At 43.7% G+C, this 16,253-nt stretch carries 18 protein-coding genes and 1 pseudogene; 15 read left to right on the plus strand and 4 right to left on the minus strand.

The features are described from left to right. Window positions 1–76 precede the first annotated feature (76 nt). The 14 genes and pseudogenes from ACFPFU_RS24010 to ACFPFU_RS24075 all read left to right on the plus strand — a co-directional run bounded on the left by ACFPFU_RS24010 (window position 77) and on the right by ACFPFU_RS24075 (window position 12,628). Window positions 77–556 (plus strand): DinB family protein, encoded by a 480-nt coding sequence (locus tag ACFPFU_RS24010; protein ID WP_377068985.1) that lies wholly within the window; start codon window positions 77–79, stop codon window positions 554–556. Between the two features lie 34 nt (window positions 557–590). Further along, a complete protein-coding gene (locus ACFPFU_RS24015; protein ID WP_377068987.1) occupies window positions 591–1,367 on the plus strand; it encodes a class I SAM-dependent methyltransferase in 777 nt (258 codons plus the stop codon). A 324-nt stretch (window positions 1,368–1,691) separates the two neighbouring features. After that, a complete protein-coding gene (locus tag ACFPFU_RS24020) occupies window positions 1,692–2,339 on the plus strand; it encodes a transglycosylase domain-containing protein (protein ID WP_377068989.1) in 648 nt (215 codons plus the stop codon). A 25-nt stretch (window positions 2,340–2,364) separates the two neighbouring features. Continuing rightward, window positions 2,365–2,478 (plus strand): annotated as a pseudogene (locus ACFPFU_RS24025) (type II toxin-antitoxin system HigB family toxin); the annotation flags it as partial. Window positions 2,479–2,480: 2 nt separating this feature from the next. Next, the gene (locus ACFPFU_RS24030) at window positions 2,481–2,837 is read left to right on the plus strand and encodes a helix-turn-helix domain-containing protein (protein WP_377068991.1); all 357 of its coding nucleotides are present in this window, start codon (window positions 2,481–2,483) and stop codon (window positions 2,835–2,837) included. 165 nt (window positions 2,838–3,002) lie between these two features. Continuing rightward, on the plus strand, window positions 3,003–3,560 hold the full coding sequence (locus tag ACFPFU_RS24035; RefSeq protein WP_377068993.1) for a GrpB family protein: 558 nt from the start codon (window positions 3,003–3,005) through the stop codon (window positions 3,558–3,560). A gap of 495 nt (window positions 3,561–4,055) precedes the next feature. Next, window positions 4,056–4,868 carry a subclass B1 metallo-beta-lactamase gene (bla, locus tag ACFPFU_RS24040; protein ID WP_377068995.1) on the plus strand — a complete coding sequence of 271 codons (813 nt, stop codon included), beginning with the start codon at window positions 4,056–4,058 and terminating at the stop codon, window positions 4,866–4,868. Window positions 4,869–5,378: 510 nt separating this feature from the next. After that, window positions 5,379–7,070 (plus strand): dihydroxy-acid dehydratase, encoded by a 1,692-nt coding sequence (ilvD, locus tag ACFPFU_RS24045; RefSeq protein ID WP_377068997.1) that lies wholly within the window; start codon window positions 5,379–5,381, stop codon window positions 7,068–7,070. A gap of 352 nt (window positions 7,071–7,422) precedes the next feature. After that, on the plus strand, window positions 7,423–8,562 hold the full coding sequence (locus tag ACFPFU_RS24050) for a DEAD/DEAH box helicase (RefSeq protein ID WP_377068999.1): 1,140 nt from the start codon (window positions 7,423–7,425) through the stop codon (window positions 8,560–8,562). Between the two features lie 300 nt (window positions 8,563–8,862). Beyond that, window positions 8,863–9,216 carry a type II toxin-antitoxin system RelE/ParE family toxin gene (locus ACFPFU_RS24055; protein WP_377069001.1) on the plus strand — a complete coding sequence of 118 codons (354 nt, stop codon included), beginning with the start codon at window positions 8,863–8,865 and terminating at the stop codon, window positions 9,214–9,216. Between the two features lies 1 nt (window position 9,217). Next, entirely contained in the window at window positions 9,218–9,541 is a 324-nt protein-coding gene (locus ACFPFU_RS24060) for a helix-turn-helix transcriptional regulator (protein ID WP_377069003.1), read from the plus strand. A 915-nt stretch (window positions 9,542–10,456) separates the two neighbouring features. After that, complete coding sequence (locus tag ACFPFU_RS24065) at window positions 10,457–11,065, plus strand: Crp/Fnr family transcriptional regulator (RefSeq protein WP_377069004.1); 609 nt, start codon at window positions 10,457–10,459, stop codon at window positions 11,063–11,065. 102 nt (window positions 11,066–11,167) lie between these two features. Further along, window positions 11,168–11,818, plus strand: coding sequence for an NADPH-dependent F420 reductase (locus ACFPFU_RS24070; RefSeq protein WP_377069006.1), 651 nt, complete (start codon window positions 11,168–11,170; stop codon window positions 11,816–11,818). A gap of 36 nt (window positions 11,819–11,854) precedes the next feature. After that, the gene (locus ACFPFU_RS24075) at window positions 11,855–12,628 is read left to right on the plus strand and encodes a 3-keto-alpha-glucoside-1,2-lyase-like domain-containing protein (RefSeq protein ID WP_377069008.1); all 774 of its coding nucleotides are present in this window, start codon (window positions 11,855–11,857) and stop codon (window positions 12,626–12,628) included. A gap of 519 nt (window positions 12,629–13,147) precedes the next feature. Here ACFPFU_RS24075 and ACFPFU_RS24080 read toward each other — a convergent pair. Genes ACFPFU_RS24080 through ACFPFU_RS24090 form a run of 3 tightly spaced genes read right to left on the minus strand, consistent with a single transcriptional unit; the run spans window position 13,148 to window position 14,532 of the window. After that, entirely contained in the window at window positions 13,148–13,369 is a 222-nt protein-coding gene (locus ACFPFU_RS24080; protein ID WP_377069010.1) for a hypothetical protein, read from the minus strand. Further along, a complete protein-coding gene (locus ACFPFU_RS24085; RefSeq protein ID WP_377069012.1) occupies window positions 13,342–13,782 on the minus strand; it encodes a DUF5675 family protein in 441 nt (146 codons plus the stop codon). Before ACFPFU_RS24085 ends, ACFPFU_RS24080 begins: the two co-directional genes overlap by 28 nt. Before the next feature lie 3 nt (window positions 13,783–13,785). Beyond that, complete coding sequence (locus ACFPFU_RS24090) at window positions 13,786–14,532, minus strand: hypothetical protein (protein ID WP_377069014.1); 747 nt, start codon at window positions 14,530–14,532, stop codon at window positions 13,786–13,788. Between the two features lie 680 nt (window positions 14,533–15,212). Between ACFPFU_RS24090 and ACFPFU_RS24095 the strand changes: the two genes are divergently transcribed. Beyond that, window positions 15,213–15,626 (plus strand): response regulator, encoded by a 414-nt coding sequence (locus ACFPFU_RS24095; RefSeq protein WP_377069016.1) that lies wholly within the window; start codon window positions 15,213–15,215, stop codon window positions 15,624–15,626. A 117-nt stretch (window positions 15,627–15,743) separates the two neighbouring features. Here the strand turns inward: ACFPFU_RS24095 and ACFPFU_RS24100 are convergent. Continuing rightward, window positions 15,744–16,253, minus strand: a 510-nt coding sequence (locus ACFPFU_RS24100; protein ID WP_377069018.1) for a hypothetical protein, incomplete at its 5' end; no start/stop codon positions are given.

Consider the following 16,253-nt stretch of genomic DNA (forward strand, 5'->3'; position numbering starts at 1 on the left):
TCTGTCAACCTTTTAAAGTAAAGGAGGGTATACCTGGAGGCAAAGGCTAATGTAGGTAAAAGGAAATGGAATAAGGATGGATAACAAACTCATAAAAAACATTACGCGGCAGTTACAGGATGTGCAAGACCAGGAGAACTGGTTGGACGAAAATTTTAAAAAGAAAATCGATGACATACCTGAAGAGCAGGCGTTTAAAAGGCCTTTCCCCGAATTGCACAGTGTGGCGGAATTGGTTTCCCACCTGTTGGAGTGGAGGAAGGAGAGCATCCGGAAATTGAAAGGTGAAGCGGCAAAACTGACCATGGATAGCCCTGAAAATTGGCGGACAAACGACGAGTTGAAAAAGGTAGGATGGGATAAGCTTAAATCTGATTTTTATGAGAGCCAGCTGGAATTGATCAGGCTTATTGAAAATCAACCGGACGAATATCTGGAAAAAGAGTATCAGGACGGTTATAAATTCAAGTACCTGATTGAGGGATTGATTCATCACGATTTATATCATCTGGGCCAGCTGGGCATAACCATAAAATTTTTGAATTTGAAACAATAGCGACCCGCTTGCATGGCAGAATGAAAACTACAGCATGGAAGTACAAGACCCGATAAAGGAACATTACGAACAACATCTTGGTCATTTTTATTCGTGGATGACAGGAAGTTTTGAGGAAAGGAAAAATGAGTTTAAGAAATTCCTTGCTGACAATTTAATTCAGCCTAATGATACAAAAACCGCCCTGGACTTAGGTGCGGGACATGGCATACAGAGTATCGCCCTTGCTGAGCAGGGATTTGATGTCATTGCTGTTGATTTCAGCGAAAAGCTGTTGTCTGAACTTAAATCAAATACAAATAATTTACCCATCACCCCACTGAATGACGACATCAGAAAGGTTAAACAATTTGCTGAAAAACCCGGATTGATTACTTGCTGTGGCGACACGCTCTCCCATTTATCCAGCAAAGAAGAAGTTGAAACACTCATTACTGATATAGCAAATGCTTTAAATGAGAATGGGAAAGTTATTCTTTCATTCAGGGATTATTCGGTGGCATTGACGGGCACCCATAGATTTATTCCTGTAAAAAGTGACGAACGCAAAATACTGACCTGTATTCTTGACTATGAAGACGATTTTGTCCAGGTAACCGACTTGTTTCACGAGAAGATCGATGATGCATGGCATCAAAAAGTCAGTACTTACAGAAAAGTAAGATTGACAACAAATGACGTTATAGCTTTCCTGACCAAAAACAAACTAACCATTGAATTTAATCGAATGGTAAATCATTTGCCAACTGTCATAGCCATCAAACAAACACGTGAGGTTCCGGAAACAAAACCGGGACAAGCTGGATATTGAAAAACAATTTATAAATAGATAAAAATTGGAGATCGTGAGGAAGGGGATGCTTTTATTGTTTTGTGGTGGTTGTTGTGGTTGTCGTGGTTGTCATTGTTGTCATGGTTGGGGCAGGCTGGGACAAGCTGTCGTGAACTGAGGTGCGGGACAGGTTATGGCCATTGAAAAACAAATTATAAACACATGAAATCGAGCATGACGGAATCGTCACACGGAGGGATGCCCCGATAGCCCCGATAGCTATCGGGGGGGGGAAACATGCGAGATTCTCCCGGATCAAGTCCGGGACAAGCTATATGACAATTAAGGAACAATTATAAACATATGAAAAAGAAGGTATTTTTACTTGTAGGCTTAGTATTTCTGGCCGTCTTTACCTATTATTTTACATCCATAATTATAGCCAGGGTAAAGACAAAGGGGATAGTGGAGGAGGCCTTGGCATCGGATAGAATGAAGCTGGAATTGGATGACCTGTCCCATGAGCAACTGGATGGCCTTATAAAGGTTCAAGACCCGAATTTTTATCACCACAAAGGAGTTGACTTTAAAACTCCCGGAACCGGGGTGACCACCATAAGTCAAGGGCTGGTTAAATTTTACTACTTCGATAACTTCAGGCCTGGCCCCCAAAAAATAAAGCAGACGCTGATAGCCAGGTTCGCATTTGACCCTTTGACCCCAAAAGACACAATTTTAAAGTTGTTCATTAACGAAGCCTATCTGGGACAGGAGAACGGAAAACCGTTGAAGGGATTTGAAAATGCCGCTCAGTATTTTTTTGGCAAGGAGTTCAAAAAACTTGAATGGGATGAATACCTTTCACTGATTTCCATGATCCGGGCACCCTTCACATTTCATTACTTTGATGAAAGGGAAAAGAACCTGGAGCGGGTAAGCAGGATTAAGAAAGTTTTGGCTGGAGAGTACATTCCTGTTGATAACAGCGATCTATTCTATGATAAAAGGTGACTCTTCCCTACAACCCCGATGTAAGGAAGGTAACAAATATCGATTGATCGTAAAATTCAACTTTGAATATCAAATATGCTGGATCCGGTTTATTGGAACACATGCAGAATATGACAAAATTGACGCAGAAAACATCTAATTATGAATATAACACCCATAAGAAACCAAGAAGACTATCAGAAAGCTCTCGACAGACTTGAGGAGATTTTTGATGCCAAAAAAGGAACTGAACTTGGAGACGAACTTGAAATCCTTTCTATCCTTATTGACCGATACGAAAATGAGAATTTTCCAATCGGAATGCCAGACCCAATTGAGGCAATTAAGTTCCGGATGGAACAAATGGGAATGAAACAGAAGGATTTGGCAGAAGTGGTAGGATTTAAAAGCAGAGTGAGCGAAATATTAAATAAAAAACGCAAACTGACTTTGGATATGATCAGAAAACTGAGCAATACGCTTCATATTCCGACTGAAGTTTTAATTCAAGATTATTAAAGAAATAAAGGCCGATGGTTGGCATGGTAAATAATGTGGACCGAACCGCTAAAGTTGAGCAATGTGCATCTTTCAAATTTAGGTGCAAGCGGTCCATGAACTGGTTTGATTTCTTCAAAATCCCACACCCAAAAAAAACCAAATTCCCTCAAATGATAATAGATCATGAACATCGAACTTACACCACATAGCGGAAACTGGAAAAAAGCATTTGAGGATGAGCGGGAAATTTTACTGGATATTTTTCAGGATGATATTAAAGCCATTGAACATATTGGCAGTACCTCTATCCCTGACCTTGACGCCAAACCTGTAATAGATATTTTTATCGCCGTTTCGCCTTTTCGGAGCATCCCTTTTTATAAGGGCAAGCTTGACTTCAATTATTACAGGTCTATCAAAACGGACATGATAAACAGGTACCTGTTCTCTAAATACAGTGATAAAAATACCTGGACCCATAATTTACACATCTTACCATTTGATGAGGACTTTTATTCCCGCAATGAAATATTATTCCGGGACTATCTGAGAAAGAAGCCTGAATGGGTGTCACAATACAATCAGCTGAAGCAACAACTGGTTTTGAAATACACCCACTCACTCGAAGACTATACCCAAGCAAAAACACAATTCATTCAAACCGTTGTGGATTTGGCACGGGCAGAAAAAGGACTCCCAAGGCAGGATGTGTGGACGATGGTGTATATCAAAGATGACTAAAATCCATCATTCGGTGCTTGGCACATCAAAAGGAGCAAAAATTCAGGGATAGGCAAAATGAAAAAATCCAAGTACTGGAAATGAATATGCTGCTAAGTATTTGGGTCAATGATCAATTTCGGCTAACCCCACGAATTTATTGTCCACGAATTCCACTGACCTGCCTGCCCTCCGTACGACTTCGGGAGGCGGGCCGGCGAGGCACGGTTGACATGAATTTCAAGTCATGGTTCAGATCAAATAAAGGCCTGTCAGTAATAGAACTTGGATGTGTATTTCATCGTTGCATAAAAAATCAAGTCCAAGACCTGTATAAATTGGTGGATAGGAGGAGGGGATGTTTTTATAGTTGTGAAGTGGTTGTCATTGTTGTCGTGGTTGTCTTGGTTGGGGAGGGGAATTGAGTGCGCCCTGGATTTTTGCGGAAGCCAGCAGTTCTGGGGAGACCGATGAAAAATAAATTATAAACAGAAAAAAGCCTAAAAAGCTGAATATATGAAAAAACAACTCTTGGTGTCCTTTCTTCTTCTAGGATTGACTTTTATGGCCTGCAAAACACCTTCATCTGAGGAGGCAAAACGGTTGGAACAGCCTATTGATAGTGAAAAAGGCAACCCGCATTCAACCGATAGCCTGACAGTTTATCAAACGGAAACCCTGATAATTATAAAACTGTCCAATCATATTTATGAACATGTTTCTTTTCTGGATACGGAGGATTTTGGAAAAGTTTCCTGTAATGGCATGTTGGTGGTAAATGAAAACCAGGCTGTTGTTTTTGACACGCCGGCTGATAACCAAAGCTCGATGGAACTGATAAATTTCGTAACCCAAGAGCTGAAACATGAAGTGACGGCCATTATACCGACCCATTTTCATAATGACTGCGTTGGCGGTATAGCGGAGTTTGAAAAACATAATATCCCAACCTATGCCACCAGCCAAACCATGGCTTTACTGAAGAAGAATGGATTCAACTTTTCCAAACCGATAAAAGAATTTGATCATCACCTCACGCTAGACATCGGAAGCAAAAAAGTATATGCAGAATATTTTGGAGAAGGCCACACCAAAGACAATATCATCGCCTATTTTCCTGAGGATAATGTGCTTTTCGGAGGATGTCTGATCAAAGAAGTTGGGGCTGGAAAAGGCAACCTGGAAGATGCCAACACGAATAGCTGGTCAGAAACCGTAAGGAAAATAAAGGCAAAATACCCGGAAGCGGCAATCGTAATTCCCGGACATGGAGAACGGGGAGGCGCTGAGCTGCTTGATTATACCATAGGCTTATTTGAAATAAAATAAGTTGATGCTGCATAAAATCCTAGAAACCCCCAGAAATATCGCTTTCTAGGTTAAAACCCTTCGAGGGTCCATATAAGAGTCACTACGAAATATCCAAAATAGGCATATACCCTAAAAAGAATAACCCCCGAAGGGTTTCTGACTTGGGATTGTATAAAAGCGATTTCCCTATAAAAAACCCTTTTAAAATTCGTTTTATATCCCGTTTTGGGTATTTTTGGGCGGCAATACCGATAGGGCGGTATTTTTTCCGGAGGGGGATTAAACGGGACTGGGGCCATTCCGGTGTCCCGGCATCCGCAGTGTTTAAAGCGTTTTCATGGGTTTGATGAATCAAGTCAATGGGAGTTGGACATCCATTTGCCTTGGCTGCTGTATAGGATATGAATAGGGATTATCTGGAATCTAGCAGGCCCCTTGAATTTTTCAAACCCCATCGGAAAAAAGGGGTTGAAAATATTAAAAATAAAATAAGTTAACAGCACACAAATTTTGAAAGCATAATAAGGCATGAGAAGTGATGAAGTAAAAAAAGGGTACCAAAGGACTCCCCACAGGTCATTGTTCAGGGCAACAGGATTAAAAGACGAAGATTTTAATAAGCCTTTTATCGGTGTTGCCAACTCATTTGTAGAGATCATTCCGGGCCACTTTTTTTTGAACAAAGTATCAGAGATCATCAAAGAGGAGATCAGGGCCAACGGCTGCGTTCCCTTTGAGTTCAACACCATCGGCGTGGATGATGGGATAGCCATGGGCCATGACGGGATGCTCTATTCCCTGCCCAGCAGGGAGCTTATCGCCAGTTCGGTGGAGAGCGTGATGAACGCGCATAAACTGGATGCCATGATCGCCATCCCCAACTGTGACAAAATCGTCCCCGGGATGATCATGGGGGCACTCAGGGTAAATGTGCCCACGGTTTTTGTCAGCGGGGGACCTATGGCCAAAGGCCATAAAAAGGATGGAACGCCCATCGATCTGGCTACGGCGTTTGAAGCGGTGGGCCAACACGAAGCCGGAAAAATGAGTGATGAAGAACTGAAGGATATAGAATGCAACGCCTGCCCCAGCGGGGGAAGCTGCTCGGGGATGTTTACGGCGAATTCCATGAACACCTTGATGGAAGCCATGGGCATCGCCCTTCCCGGCAACGGCACCATATTGGCGCAGACGCCGGAGCGGGAAGCCCTTTACCGGAAAGCGGCCAGAAGGATCTGTGAAATCGCCAAGGATGAAGCGGCAAGGGAAAAATTCAAGATGCGGAATATTTTGAATGAAAACGCGGTAAAAAACGCCTTTGCGGTGGATATGGCCATGGGGGGAAGCACCAATACGGTCCTGCACATGCTGGCCATTGCCAATGAGGCGGGCGTAAGTTTCCAGTTAAAGGACATCAACCGGATTTCCCAAAAAGTTTCCCATATAGCGAAAATATCCCCCAGTCTGAGTACGGTACATATGGAGGACATCAACCGTGCCGGTGGTGTCAATGCGGTGATGAAGGAAATGACAAAAAGAGGGGATGATGTACTGATCGACAACCTGACCATAGGCGGGGAAACCGTCCTTGAAAAAATTGCTGACGCGGAAATCAAAGACAAGAATATCATTCATACCATCGACAATCCTTACAGCAAGGTGGGCGGGTTGGCCATCCTGTATGGCAACCTGGCCGAGGAGGGTGCGGTGATCAAGACCGCGGGCATTACCGGCGAACGCACATTTACCGGTAAGGCGGTATGTTTTGACGGGCAGCCGGAAGCCATTGCGGGCATCCTTGCCAAAAAGGTCAAAGCCGGCGATGTGGTGGTGATCCGGTATGAAGGACCAAAAGGTGGTCCCGGAATGCAGGAGATGTTGACCCCAACCAGTTTGATTATGGGGATGGGACTTGGAAGTTCTGTTGCCTTGATCACAGACGGCAGGTTCAGCGGGGCCACCAGGGGGGCATCCATCGGCCACGTATCCCCGGAAGCTGCTGAAGGCGGCATGATCGGGCTGTTGAAAGACGGTGATGAAATCCATATCGATGTGGACAAGTATATCCTCTCGGTGAATTTAAGTGACGAAGAGATTGCGAGAAGGAAAGCCGAATTTGTTCCTGTCAAAAAAGCAATAAAATCCAGGTGGCTTGGCCAATACAGGGCCTTGGTTACCAACGCAAGCAAGGGGGCTGTTTTGAAAACCGATTTGTTTTAGAACGGAGTTGGATTTAATGTAAATTCCCTTTAATATTCTTTTTATAGCTGGAATTAGTTATTTTCAGGCAGCCAGACCTGGCTTGGGCAGTATTTTCCATAGCCGTGGATTGGAATCAAAGCGACGGCAGGGGCATTCCGGATGGCCCTGCTGTCCAAAAGCTTTCAAACGTTTATCAGACCTACGCTGGCTGGTTAAAGTGGGTTTAAATACATTTTAGGATTTTTTCAGTGATTTTATGGAAATGATAAGAGGAAATGGGGCAGATGTCACAGGCTGCAAGGTACATGCTGAAAATGCAAAGGTTACGTGGATAGAGACAGCAGATACCTGATTATGGCTAACTTGACCGATGAACCCAATAGCCTTTATTGATACGGAAATTGAGCCAAAGAGCGGTAAAATCCTTGACATCGGAAGTGTCAAGTGCGATGGCAGTTCTTTTCACAAAGCCTCGGTATCCGAATTTCTACAGTTTCTCACCGGAACACATTTCATTTGCGGCCACAACCTATTTAACCACGATATAAAATATATCGGCAAAGTACTTCACGGGGTAGGAATAAGCTCAGAAAACATCATTGATACTTTATTCCTTTCTCCCCTGTTTTTTCCCAATAAGCCCTATCATGCTTTGGTAAAGGATGACAAACTCCAATCGGAAGACATCAACAATCCTTTAAACGATGCGATCAAATCCAGGGATTTATTCCACGACGAGGTTGCTGCTTTCAAGCAAATTGACGAATCCCTCAAACAGATTTTCTATTTGCTTCTAAAGGACAAGAAGGAGTTCCGTTCCTTTTTCCGTTATGTCCAATTCAGTAGCTCAGATACCGATACAGAAAAACTCATCCGTCAGGTATTCAAAAACAAGATTTGTGAACATGTAGACCTGAAAAAAGTAGTCGCTGAAAATGCGATTGAACTTGCCTATTGCCTTGCCCTTATTAACGCCACTAACCGCTATTCCATCACGCCCCGCTGGGTGCTGAAAAACTATCCGGAAGTGGAGCGGATCATGTTCCGGTTGAGAAATACCCCTTGTGTCAGCGGCTGTATGTATTGCAACGAAGCATTGGACATGTACAAGGGGTTAAAGAGGTTTTTCGGATTTGATTCTTTCAGAACCTATGGTGGGGAACCACTGCAAGCCGAGGCGGTGAAAGCGGCGATTGACAACAAATCGATACTCGCGGTTTTTCCAACCGGTGGAGGGAAATCAGTAACCTTCCAGGTTCCTGCGTTGATGAGCGGAGAAAGTGCTAAAGGACTAACGGTTGTAATTTCCCCCCTGCAATCGCTGATGAAGGACCAGGTGGACAACCTTGAGAAGGTGGGTATAACTGATGCGGTTACCATCAACGGTTTGTTGGATCCTATTGAGCGGGGAGAATCCTTTGAAAGGGTTCCGGGATTTTTGGTTCAACCCCTCCGGGGTTGGGGGCTTTGTGGATTTTCCTGGCCGCCGGGTTTCACCCGGGGTTACTGAATGTTTCACCCCTTCGGGGTGGGGAGATTGACCATAGAATGTAAGTTCTGCTCTGAGGTTTCTGAACTCAATGTTTTATCCCTTCGGGGTGGGGGAGAGATCATTATAGGAACTGGTCTCGGATGTTTTTTAGGCGTTTATAAAATAAAACCCAGTAGGATGCTGAACCAAGCTTTTATTTTATTTTGATTTTTTGGATAAAAAATAGACCGCCCCATCATGCTTACAACAACACATCTAAAACTCTAAATATTTCCTGTTTGGGAAACTTTTCTTTATCTTTGTAACAAATAAGCACCAATGAAGATTAACTTTGATGTCATTTTTTTATCTGAGGCTCAAGATTTTATGGATAATCTTGATGAAAAGGCCAGAAAAAAGGTGTTCTACAATATAAGAAAAGCGCAGTATATAAACGACGCCGAGCTGTTCAAAAAATTAAATGAGAACATTTGGGAATTTCGGACATTATATAATACAAAATCTTATCGGTTATTTGCGTTTTGGGATAAATCAGATGGTAATGAGACGGTGGTGATTTCAACACATGGGATTTTGAAGAAAACACAAAAAACGCCAAGCAAAGAAATCAATAAAGCGGAGAAATTAAGAGATGAATACTTTACAAATAAGGCAGATGAAAAAGGAAAATAAAATGAAAACAATAAGCCTTGACGAAATGTTGGACAAGCACATTGGGGAGATCGGTACTCCCGAACGTGATGCTTTCGAATTCGAGTTAAGGATTGATTTACTGGGTCATGCCATTAAGCAAGCCAGAAAAGATCGTCACTTGACCCAAGAACAATTGGGGAAATTGGTTGGTGTTCAAAAAGCGCAGATTTCAAAAATTGAGAATAGTGTTAAAAATGCGCGACTCGACACAATAATGAAGATCTTTAAGGCTTTAGGAGCAAAGGTTAATTTTAATGTGGAACTGAACAATCAGGATGTAGCATATAAAGAAGGCATCGTTTAATCCAGCATAGGGCTCGCGGGGGGACGAACAAGGCCATAAAAGCGGGCTCCAAAACAGCCTGTAACACGACAGCTTCTTAATTCCGAGGAGGATTATCTCCTGGCGGCTCGGATCGGGGGTTCAACCCCTTCAGGGTTGGGTGTCTTTGTGGACTTTCCTGGCCTCCGGGTTTCACCCGGGGTTACTGAGTGTTTCACCCCTTCGGGGTGGGGAGATCTTCCGAACGAACCCGATTCCGGTCAGGGCGGGAGGGGATGAAGCAATCCGTTCGTCTTTTGGTACCCGTTATAAGATCGCTTCGTCTCGGGTAAGGTTTTCGTCAATTACACCGATGGGTTGCCCCTTCTCGCGATTGCGCGTCATTGCGATCCGCCCGTGGCGGAGAAGCAATCCCTTAGGTATACGCTCCCGTCAAGGGATCGCTTCGTCGCGGGTAACGTCTCAGTCAATTACACCGAAAGGTTGCCGCTTCTCGCGATGACGCTTACCTGTCACTTAACATTTAGAAAATGCACCAAGGCAACCTTCAAGGAATCTCTTCTTAATTTCTATCGGGGTGGATTAGGTTTTGGCAGCTTGGTATAAAGGGGATCATCAACGCATAATAGCTATCCCACATCTTTGGAGGGGTTGAACCTTACCTGTCTCAAAAGCCGGAAATGAGAGGTCATATCGCCGTTATGGTATGAATTAACGGGAGGAAAAAGTACTTTTCCAAAAAAGCAGGGCGCCATTTTAATATGTGAGGCAAACAGAAACCATATGGCGTTATTTTAACCGGTTTCCCTGACTTTTTTGACTATATGGCCAGGTTTTTTCTTAACTTAATGGCACTGGGGGTGGGATTCCCTCTGCCTGACCCGATTATGGGCAATGCTGCGACCACCAGGCAACACTCCGACAGACCGGCAAAAAATGAACGAAGACAAGATTATACAAACCCAAATTGAACCTTTGTTGGATTACTTCCAAAACCTAATTCCCCTTAACAAGGAAGAAAAGCAATTGGTATTTGACCTGTTCAAACCAAGGCTGTACCGAAAGCGACAATATGTGCTGCAGGCAGGCGATGTATGCAACCAGTTCAATTTTATAGTCCGGGGATGCCTGCGCATGTACAAAGTAGATGACAAAGGGAATACCCATATTTTACAATTTGCTTCCGAAAATCGGTGGTTGAGCAATATTGGCAGTTTTCACGAACGAAAACCCTCTGAACTCAATATTGATGCTTTGGAAGACACCATGGTATTGCAAATTAGCCACGAAAATTTACTGTCTCTTTATACCCAGGCTCCCAAGTTCGACCGTATTTTCAGGGTACTGATTGAAAACAGTTTTGTTTCGCTCCAGAAGCGATTATTACAAAACATTAGTTCTTCTGCTGAAGAGAGGTATTTGTCATTTATAGAAAGTTATTCGCATCTCGCCAACCGGCTTCCACAAACACAAATCGCTTCATTTTTAGGCATTACACCCGAGTTTTTAAGCCGTTTAAGAAACAAGCAAGCCAAAAAATCTTAAACTACATCAATACTATTTCTTGACCCAGTTCATTGGAGTGGGAGCTCTTTGCAACGCAACTTTGCACAATCAATTTATTGTTAAACTTTGAAAAGAAATAGTATGTCAACAACATCAAAAGTAGCCATCATTGGCTTAGGAAATATCGGGAAAACGTTAGCCCAAAACTTCGTCAAAGGGAATCGGCCAGTCATTATTGCAAGCCGAAAGTTGGAAGATGCAAAAGCATTGGCACAGGAATTAGGAACACTGGCAACAGCGACCGAAAAAGGTGAAGCCATTAGGAATGCAGATATTATTGTGTTGTCAGTTTGGTTCAACACCATCCAGGAATTGTTCGAACAATATAGTACCGAACTACAAGGGAAAATAATCATTGACCCATCGAATCCAATTGCCCCGGATGAAAGCGGTGGTTTCAAAAAAATCATTGGTGAAAAAGAATCCGCTGGACAGCTTAATGCTGCTATCCTACCAAAGGGAGCAAAACTGGTCAAAGCATTCGGTACCTTAGGTGCAGCTTCATTAGCAAGTGCAGCTTTTCAATCGCCAAAAAAATCAGTTTTATTTTATGCTACAAGCGACACAACTGTAGATAAGGATGTAGAGCAATTAATAAATGACAATGGCTTTGATGCAGTAAAGGTGGGTGGTTTGGAACAATCTATCCGTATTGAAGTATTTGGGGATTTACACGAATTCGGTGCGTTAGGTAGGGTTGTTACGAAAACTGAGGCAGTTGCTAAATTGTAAGAACATATAAATGATTAACTTAAAAGAATTGAAACAATGAAGATACTTAAATTATTCACATACTTAAGTTTGATTTTCGGGCTTTACACTGTCGGTAAAGCTCAGAGTTCTGAAGATTGGCAGACTTTGAGACTAGGCAAACAAACCTTTGAGCTTCATAACGTCACTGGTGAGATTGTCAAATTTCAGGGCAAAAAAGTATTGAAAATTGAGCGCGATTTAGCGGCACTTCCATTCGATGCCAATCGGTTGGAAGAAACTGTTGACGAACCCCACTATGCCCGTTTTCTGGACTTAGATGACTTTGAAAACGGAACGATAGAAGTAAAAATGTATAGCAAACTTCAGGATCCTTTGCCCTATCCCCCAGCGGCAGGCTTTATCGGAGTATATTTTAGAATAAAAGAAGACGATTCCGCCTTTGAATCTATTTATTTGCGGCCCAAAGTGGGAAGAATAAACAACCAATACGCCAGAAATCATGCAGTTCAATATTTTTCATATCCTGATTACAAATTTCAAACTTTAAGGGATAATTTCCCAGCAGGTACATATGAAGGTTCTGCCCCTGTAGCACTGGACGAGTGGATTACAATGCGGATTGAGGTTAATGGAGCATCAGCAGAAATGTTTGTGAATGACTTGAAATATTCCTCTTTTGTAGTGGACAAAATGTTAGGCAAAACCAAAATGGGATTTGTCGGATTATATGTCGATATAGGAACCATCGGTTATTTCAGGGATTTGAAAGTTACCAAACGGGCCTTAAAGGTTAAACAGGAAGCCGGTGGGAAGATAGATGCTATTTAATGGCTTTTCTTTCCTAATTTCATCCCGGTTCTTTTCTTCTTAGGTATAAAATATCAAATGGACTCCAACTGAATCATCGGGAAAGGATGACCCTGAGCAATTTGGATTCAGCTGTATAGTCAAGACGAAGCAGCCCCTTCCGTTATGGGACCGCTTCATCGCGGGCAAGGTTTCCGTTAATTAAACCGAAAGGTTGCCGCTCTTCTCGGTGACGGGGTATATGTGCCCGGGATAGGAGGTATTGATGATCTCGTGACGGGAGGAGTATCCTTCAATGGTTCCGGGATTGTTGGTTCAACCCTTTCAGGGTTGGGGCTTTTGTGGACTTTCCTGGCCGCCGGGTTTCACCCGGGGTTACTGAATGTTTCACCCCTTCGGGGTGGGGGAAATCTTGATAGGGAACCCGACCGGAGGGAGGGTTAAAAAAACCTGGCAATGCAAATGCCTCTGTCTGTTTGAGAAGATAAAAAAACACCCCTGCCTTAGCAGACAAGGGTGTTGGGTTGAAATGAACCGGTATCAGGTTCGCTTTTCCAGTTGAAGTCGAAGGGCGTTTAGTTCCTTTGACATGGCTTTGATCGCCCCTTCCAACAATTGGTATTTTGTTTGCACGTCCCGGAAATCCTTCTGCATGGATCTGAAATCCTGTACCATGAATTTGAGGAGGTAGGCTATGGTGGACAGGAGAAAGGAAATTACTCCTCCCGCACCGATTATGAATTCGCTACTTTCAAATTCCATGACCGTACAGTTTCAGGATTGTTTTCAGAAATGATTTCCAGCACGACTTCCTCCCCCTTCTCGATGGCTTCCAGAATGGCGGTGGTAAGTTTGACGTTAGCCAGCCGGGAAAACATGGGTTTTCCTTCAGCAGTGAAGAAGGTGGCAGGGGCGATGGCCCTGCTCTTCTGCATTTTGATGCTTTCTGCCGGAAGGAAAGGACAGTTTCCATGGGCGGTCTTCACCGTGAGATACCAGCCTTGCTTCTCCGAATAGCCGGGGCTTACAGGGTATGCGCCTTCCGGAATGCAGGGAAGCCGTGGATGGAAAGCCTCATGCGCCTGTTCGAATGTTAATGCGAGGATTTTATGTCCCTGGGTCACCACCCCCCTTGTGCCATCCCTTCTGTATCTTCGTATCATCAACAGTCTCATGACTTATTGCCTTTCCGTTTTTAGAATGCTGGCGGCGTTATGTGCGCCATTATTCAAGGGATAGTCCTGCCCGTTTACGTTTTGCATGAATTCGATCCCGGCAAGAAAAACCCTATGGGTATGGGAAAGTGTTGCTTTAGAAACGGCCAGGGAAAGGGACAAGGTCGCCTGATTGATGGGCAGACTGGGGGTGGTATCCATCAGGAAAGCCCGGTCACCGGTGCTGAAATCCAAAGAAGCGCCCGCGGCAAACACGCGGAAATGGGTTGTTCCTTCAGGAATGGCCAAGTAGTCGGCCGGCAGGAAGCCCGGGATGGATACCTCCCAATCTTCCGTGGAATCAGCGATGGACAACCCGGTTTTCAGGCTATCGGAGAGAGAGGCATTGCTGTTCATCTCCAAGCCCTGCAACAACGCCCAGTTTCCCTCCGCCACTTGTCGTTCGCCGCGGATGTTGACAGGGTCGGTTCTTAAAACAGTCATTAACTGGCGTACCAATCGTTGGTGCAGTTTGCTGTCGCCAATTTTAACAATAGCGGGCCGAATGGTGTCCTTCAGCAATTTTACTGATGTGGCATTTGTTCTGAACTCTGCGATGTTTTCGCGGGTCCGGGCAAACCGCGGATCAGTCATGATTCTTGACTTGGAGACGCCGCCTTTTTCACGGGCCTGGTAACCGTTCCTGCTTTTGTAAAAATTGATTTTTCCTACATTACCTTTTAGGGTAATAATACTGGTTTGTTCTGCCATAATATTTAAGGTTTTAAGTGAAACATGACCAAAGTTGTGAAGCGTCAGAAGGAATTGAAAATGAACATGCGGTTGCTGCGGTCTTTGGAAAATCGTTCTCTATGAGGTGCGAAAAATACATTGTACGTAAGATCTGCGTTTTTCTGCGGATAAAGGGGGGGCGGAATCATTGAGGGAGATACGGCCGGTGACAAAAGCAAGACCGCTGCGGATCCTGTAGAAATCCAGTCTTGTAAAAATACCATGTTTTCTTGGATTTTAGCGAAAAGTCGCCGAATGGTCGGATGACAGTCGGGACATCCCCGGGTCATGGTCGGGACACGGGGGTAATAAATCCGGAGTGATTTTTTGGTGTGTGTTTTTTTAATTGGTTTTTGGTGGGCAAACCATCCCAGCGTGTGCCGCTTTCGTTATGGTTGTCTGCACGGACCAATATTTTCATGGGGACTGGGGATAATTCCGGGGGATGATGCGGTTTTTCCCTCACCCTCGGCCCCTCTCCCAGCGGGAGAGGGGAGTGATGATATTATCATGCGCGATTTCATGGCAAAAATCATAAGCTAAAACGGGCGTTTCTAATATTTTTTAGGAATATTGGTTTAGGAAAAAGATAATGGAGTTGATTATTTTTGTGGTAAAACTTGAGAATCAGATCTTTGACAATTTTAAAAGAAAAAAGAATGCAGTTGTCTGATATTCCTGCCATTATTCTCGTAGATGATGATGAAATTATACGGTTGGTAACCACTTCGCTTTTAAAAAAACTAGGTTACAAAGGGTTGGTGTATGATTTTTCTGATGGCAAAAAGCTGTTGGACTTTTTGGCCTCTTTTCTGGAAGTATTGGAAGAAACAGACGAACCTTACCTTATTTTTCTGGATTTGAACATGCCGCATGTAGACGGTTGGGTTTTTTTGGATAAGTTTAAAGAATTCCCTATTCATCAGCGAAAAAGATTTAGGATATCGATCCTTACGAGTTCCTTTTCCAACAAGGACAAAAGCAAAGCATTAAGTTATGATATGGTGGATTATTATGTGGTTAAACCCCTGGACCGGGAAAAATTGTTGCAAATATTGTCCGAGATCAAATGACGGTGGGTACTGATGTTATGTGTTGGGGGTAAAAAACCCGGCATTGGAAATGCGTCGGTGCCATGGATGGGAGGTTTGCGACCAGTTTTCTATTCACTGTTTCTCATTCTCTGGCTCCTAAATTCTGAGTGAATAGGGAAAAGGGAAAAGAGAACAGGAGGTTTTCGCCCGGTTCCCCGTTCTCCGTTTTCCATTTCCTGAATATTCCGTCAAAAGTGAATAGAAGGTTGCGACCGATTCCCTGTTCCCCGTTCCCGATTCCCTATTTCCTGAATACTGCGTGAATGGTGAATAGGGAAAAGGGAATAGGTGGTTTTCGCACGATTTGCTGTTTCCGGTTCTCTGTTCCCTGTTTCCTGAATACTGCGTGAATAGTGAATAGGGAAAAGGGAATAGGTGGTTTGCGACCGGTTGCTGTTCCCGGTTCTCTGTTCCCTGTTTCCTGAATAGTGAGTGAATGGTGAATAGGGAATAGGTGGTTTTCGCACGATTTGCTGTTCCCGGTTCTCTGTTCCCTGTTTCCTGAATAGTGAGTGAATTGTGAATAGGGAATAGGTGGTTTTCGCACGATTTGCTGTTTCCGGTTCTCTGTTCCCTGTTTCCTGAATACTGCGTGAATGGTGAATA

The sequence above is a fragment of the Negadavirga shengliensis genome (assembly GCF_042652345.1).
GTDB lineage: Bacteria > Bacteroidota > Bacteroidia > Cytophagales > Cyclobacteriaceae > Negadavirga > Negadavirga shengliensis.

Excerpts from the sequence above, each read along its gene's own strand:
- ACFPFU_RS24010 (WP_377068985.1), top strand. The coding sequence starts at position 77 with ATGGATAACAAACTCATAAAAAACATTACGCGGCAGTTACAGGATGTG.
- ACFPFU_RS24015 (WP_377068987.1), top strand. The coding sequence starts at position 591 with ATGGAAGTACAAGACCCGATAAAGGAACATTACGAACAACATCTTGGT.
- ACFPFU_RS24020 (WP_377068989.1), top strand. The coding sequence starts at position 1,692 with ATGAAAAAGAAGGTATTTTTACTTGTAGGCTTAGTATTTCTGGCCGTC.
- ACFPFU_RS24030 (WP_377068991.1), top strand. The coding sequence starts at position 2,481 with ATGAATATAACACCCATAAGAAACCAAGAAGACTATCAGAAAGCTCTC.
- ACFPFU_RS24035 (WP_377068993.1), top strand. The coding sequence starts at position 3,003 with ATGAACATCGAACTTACACCACATAGCGGAAACTGGAAAAAAGCATTT.
- bla (WP_377068995.1), top strand. The coding sequence starts at position 4,056 with ATGAAAAAACAACTCTTGGTGTCCTTTCTTCTTCTAGGATTGACTTTT.
- ilvD (WP_377068997.1), top strand. The coding sequence starts at position 5,379 with ATGAGAAGTGATGAAGTAAAAAAAGGGTACCAAAGGACTCCCCACAGG.
- ACFPFU_RS24050 (WP_377068999.1), top strand. The coding sequence starts at position 7,423 with ATGAACCCAATAGCCTTTATTGATACGGAAATTGAGCCAAAGAGCGGT.
- ACFPFU_RS24055 (WP_377069001.1), top strand. The coding sequence starts at position 8,863 with ATGAAGATTAACTTTGATGTCATTTTTTTATCTGAGGCTCAAGATTTT.
- ACFPFU_RS24060 (WP_377069003.1), top strand. The coding sequence starts at position 9,218 with ATGAAAACAATAAGCCTTGACGAAATGTTGGACAAGCACATTGGGGAG.
- ACFPFU_RS24065 (WP_377069004.1), top strand. The coding sequence starts at position 10,457 with ATGAACGAAGACAAGATTATACAAACCCAAATTGAACCTTTGTTGGAT.
- ACFPFU_RS24070 (WP_377069006.1), top strand. The coding sequence starts at position 11,168 with ATGTCAACAACATCAAAAGTAGCCATCATTGGCTTAGGAAATATCGGG.
- ACFPFU_RS24075 (WP_377069008.1), top strand. The coding sequence starts at position 11,855 with ATGAAGATACTTAAATTATTCACATACTTAAGTTTGATTTTCGGGCTT.
- ACFPFU_RS24080 (WP_377069010.1), bottom strand. The coding sequence starts at position 13,369 with ATGGAATTTGAAAGTAGCGAATTCATAATCGGTGCGGGAGGAGTAATT.
- ACFPFU_RS24085 (WP_377069012.1), bottom strand. The coding sequence starts at position 13,782 with ATGAGACTGTTGATGATACGAAGATACAGAAGGGATGGCACAAGGGGG.
- ACFPFU_RS24090 (WP_377069014.1), bottom strand. The coding sequence starts at position 14,532 with ATGGCAGAACAAACCAGTATTATTACCCTAAAAGGTAATGTAGGAAAA.
- ACFPFU_RS24095 (WP_377069016.1), top strand. The coding sequence starts at position 15,213 with ATGCAGTTGTCTGATATTCCTGCCATTATTCTCGTAGATGATGATGAA.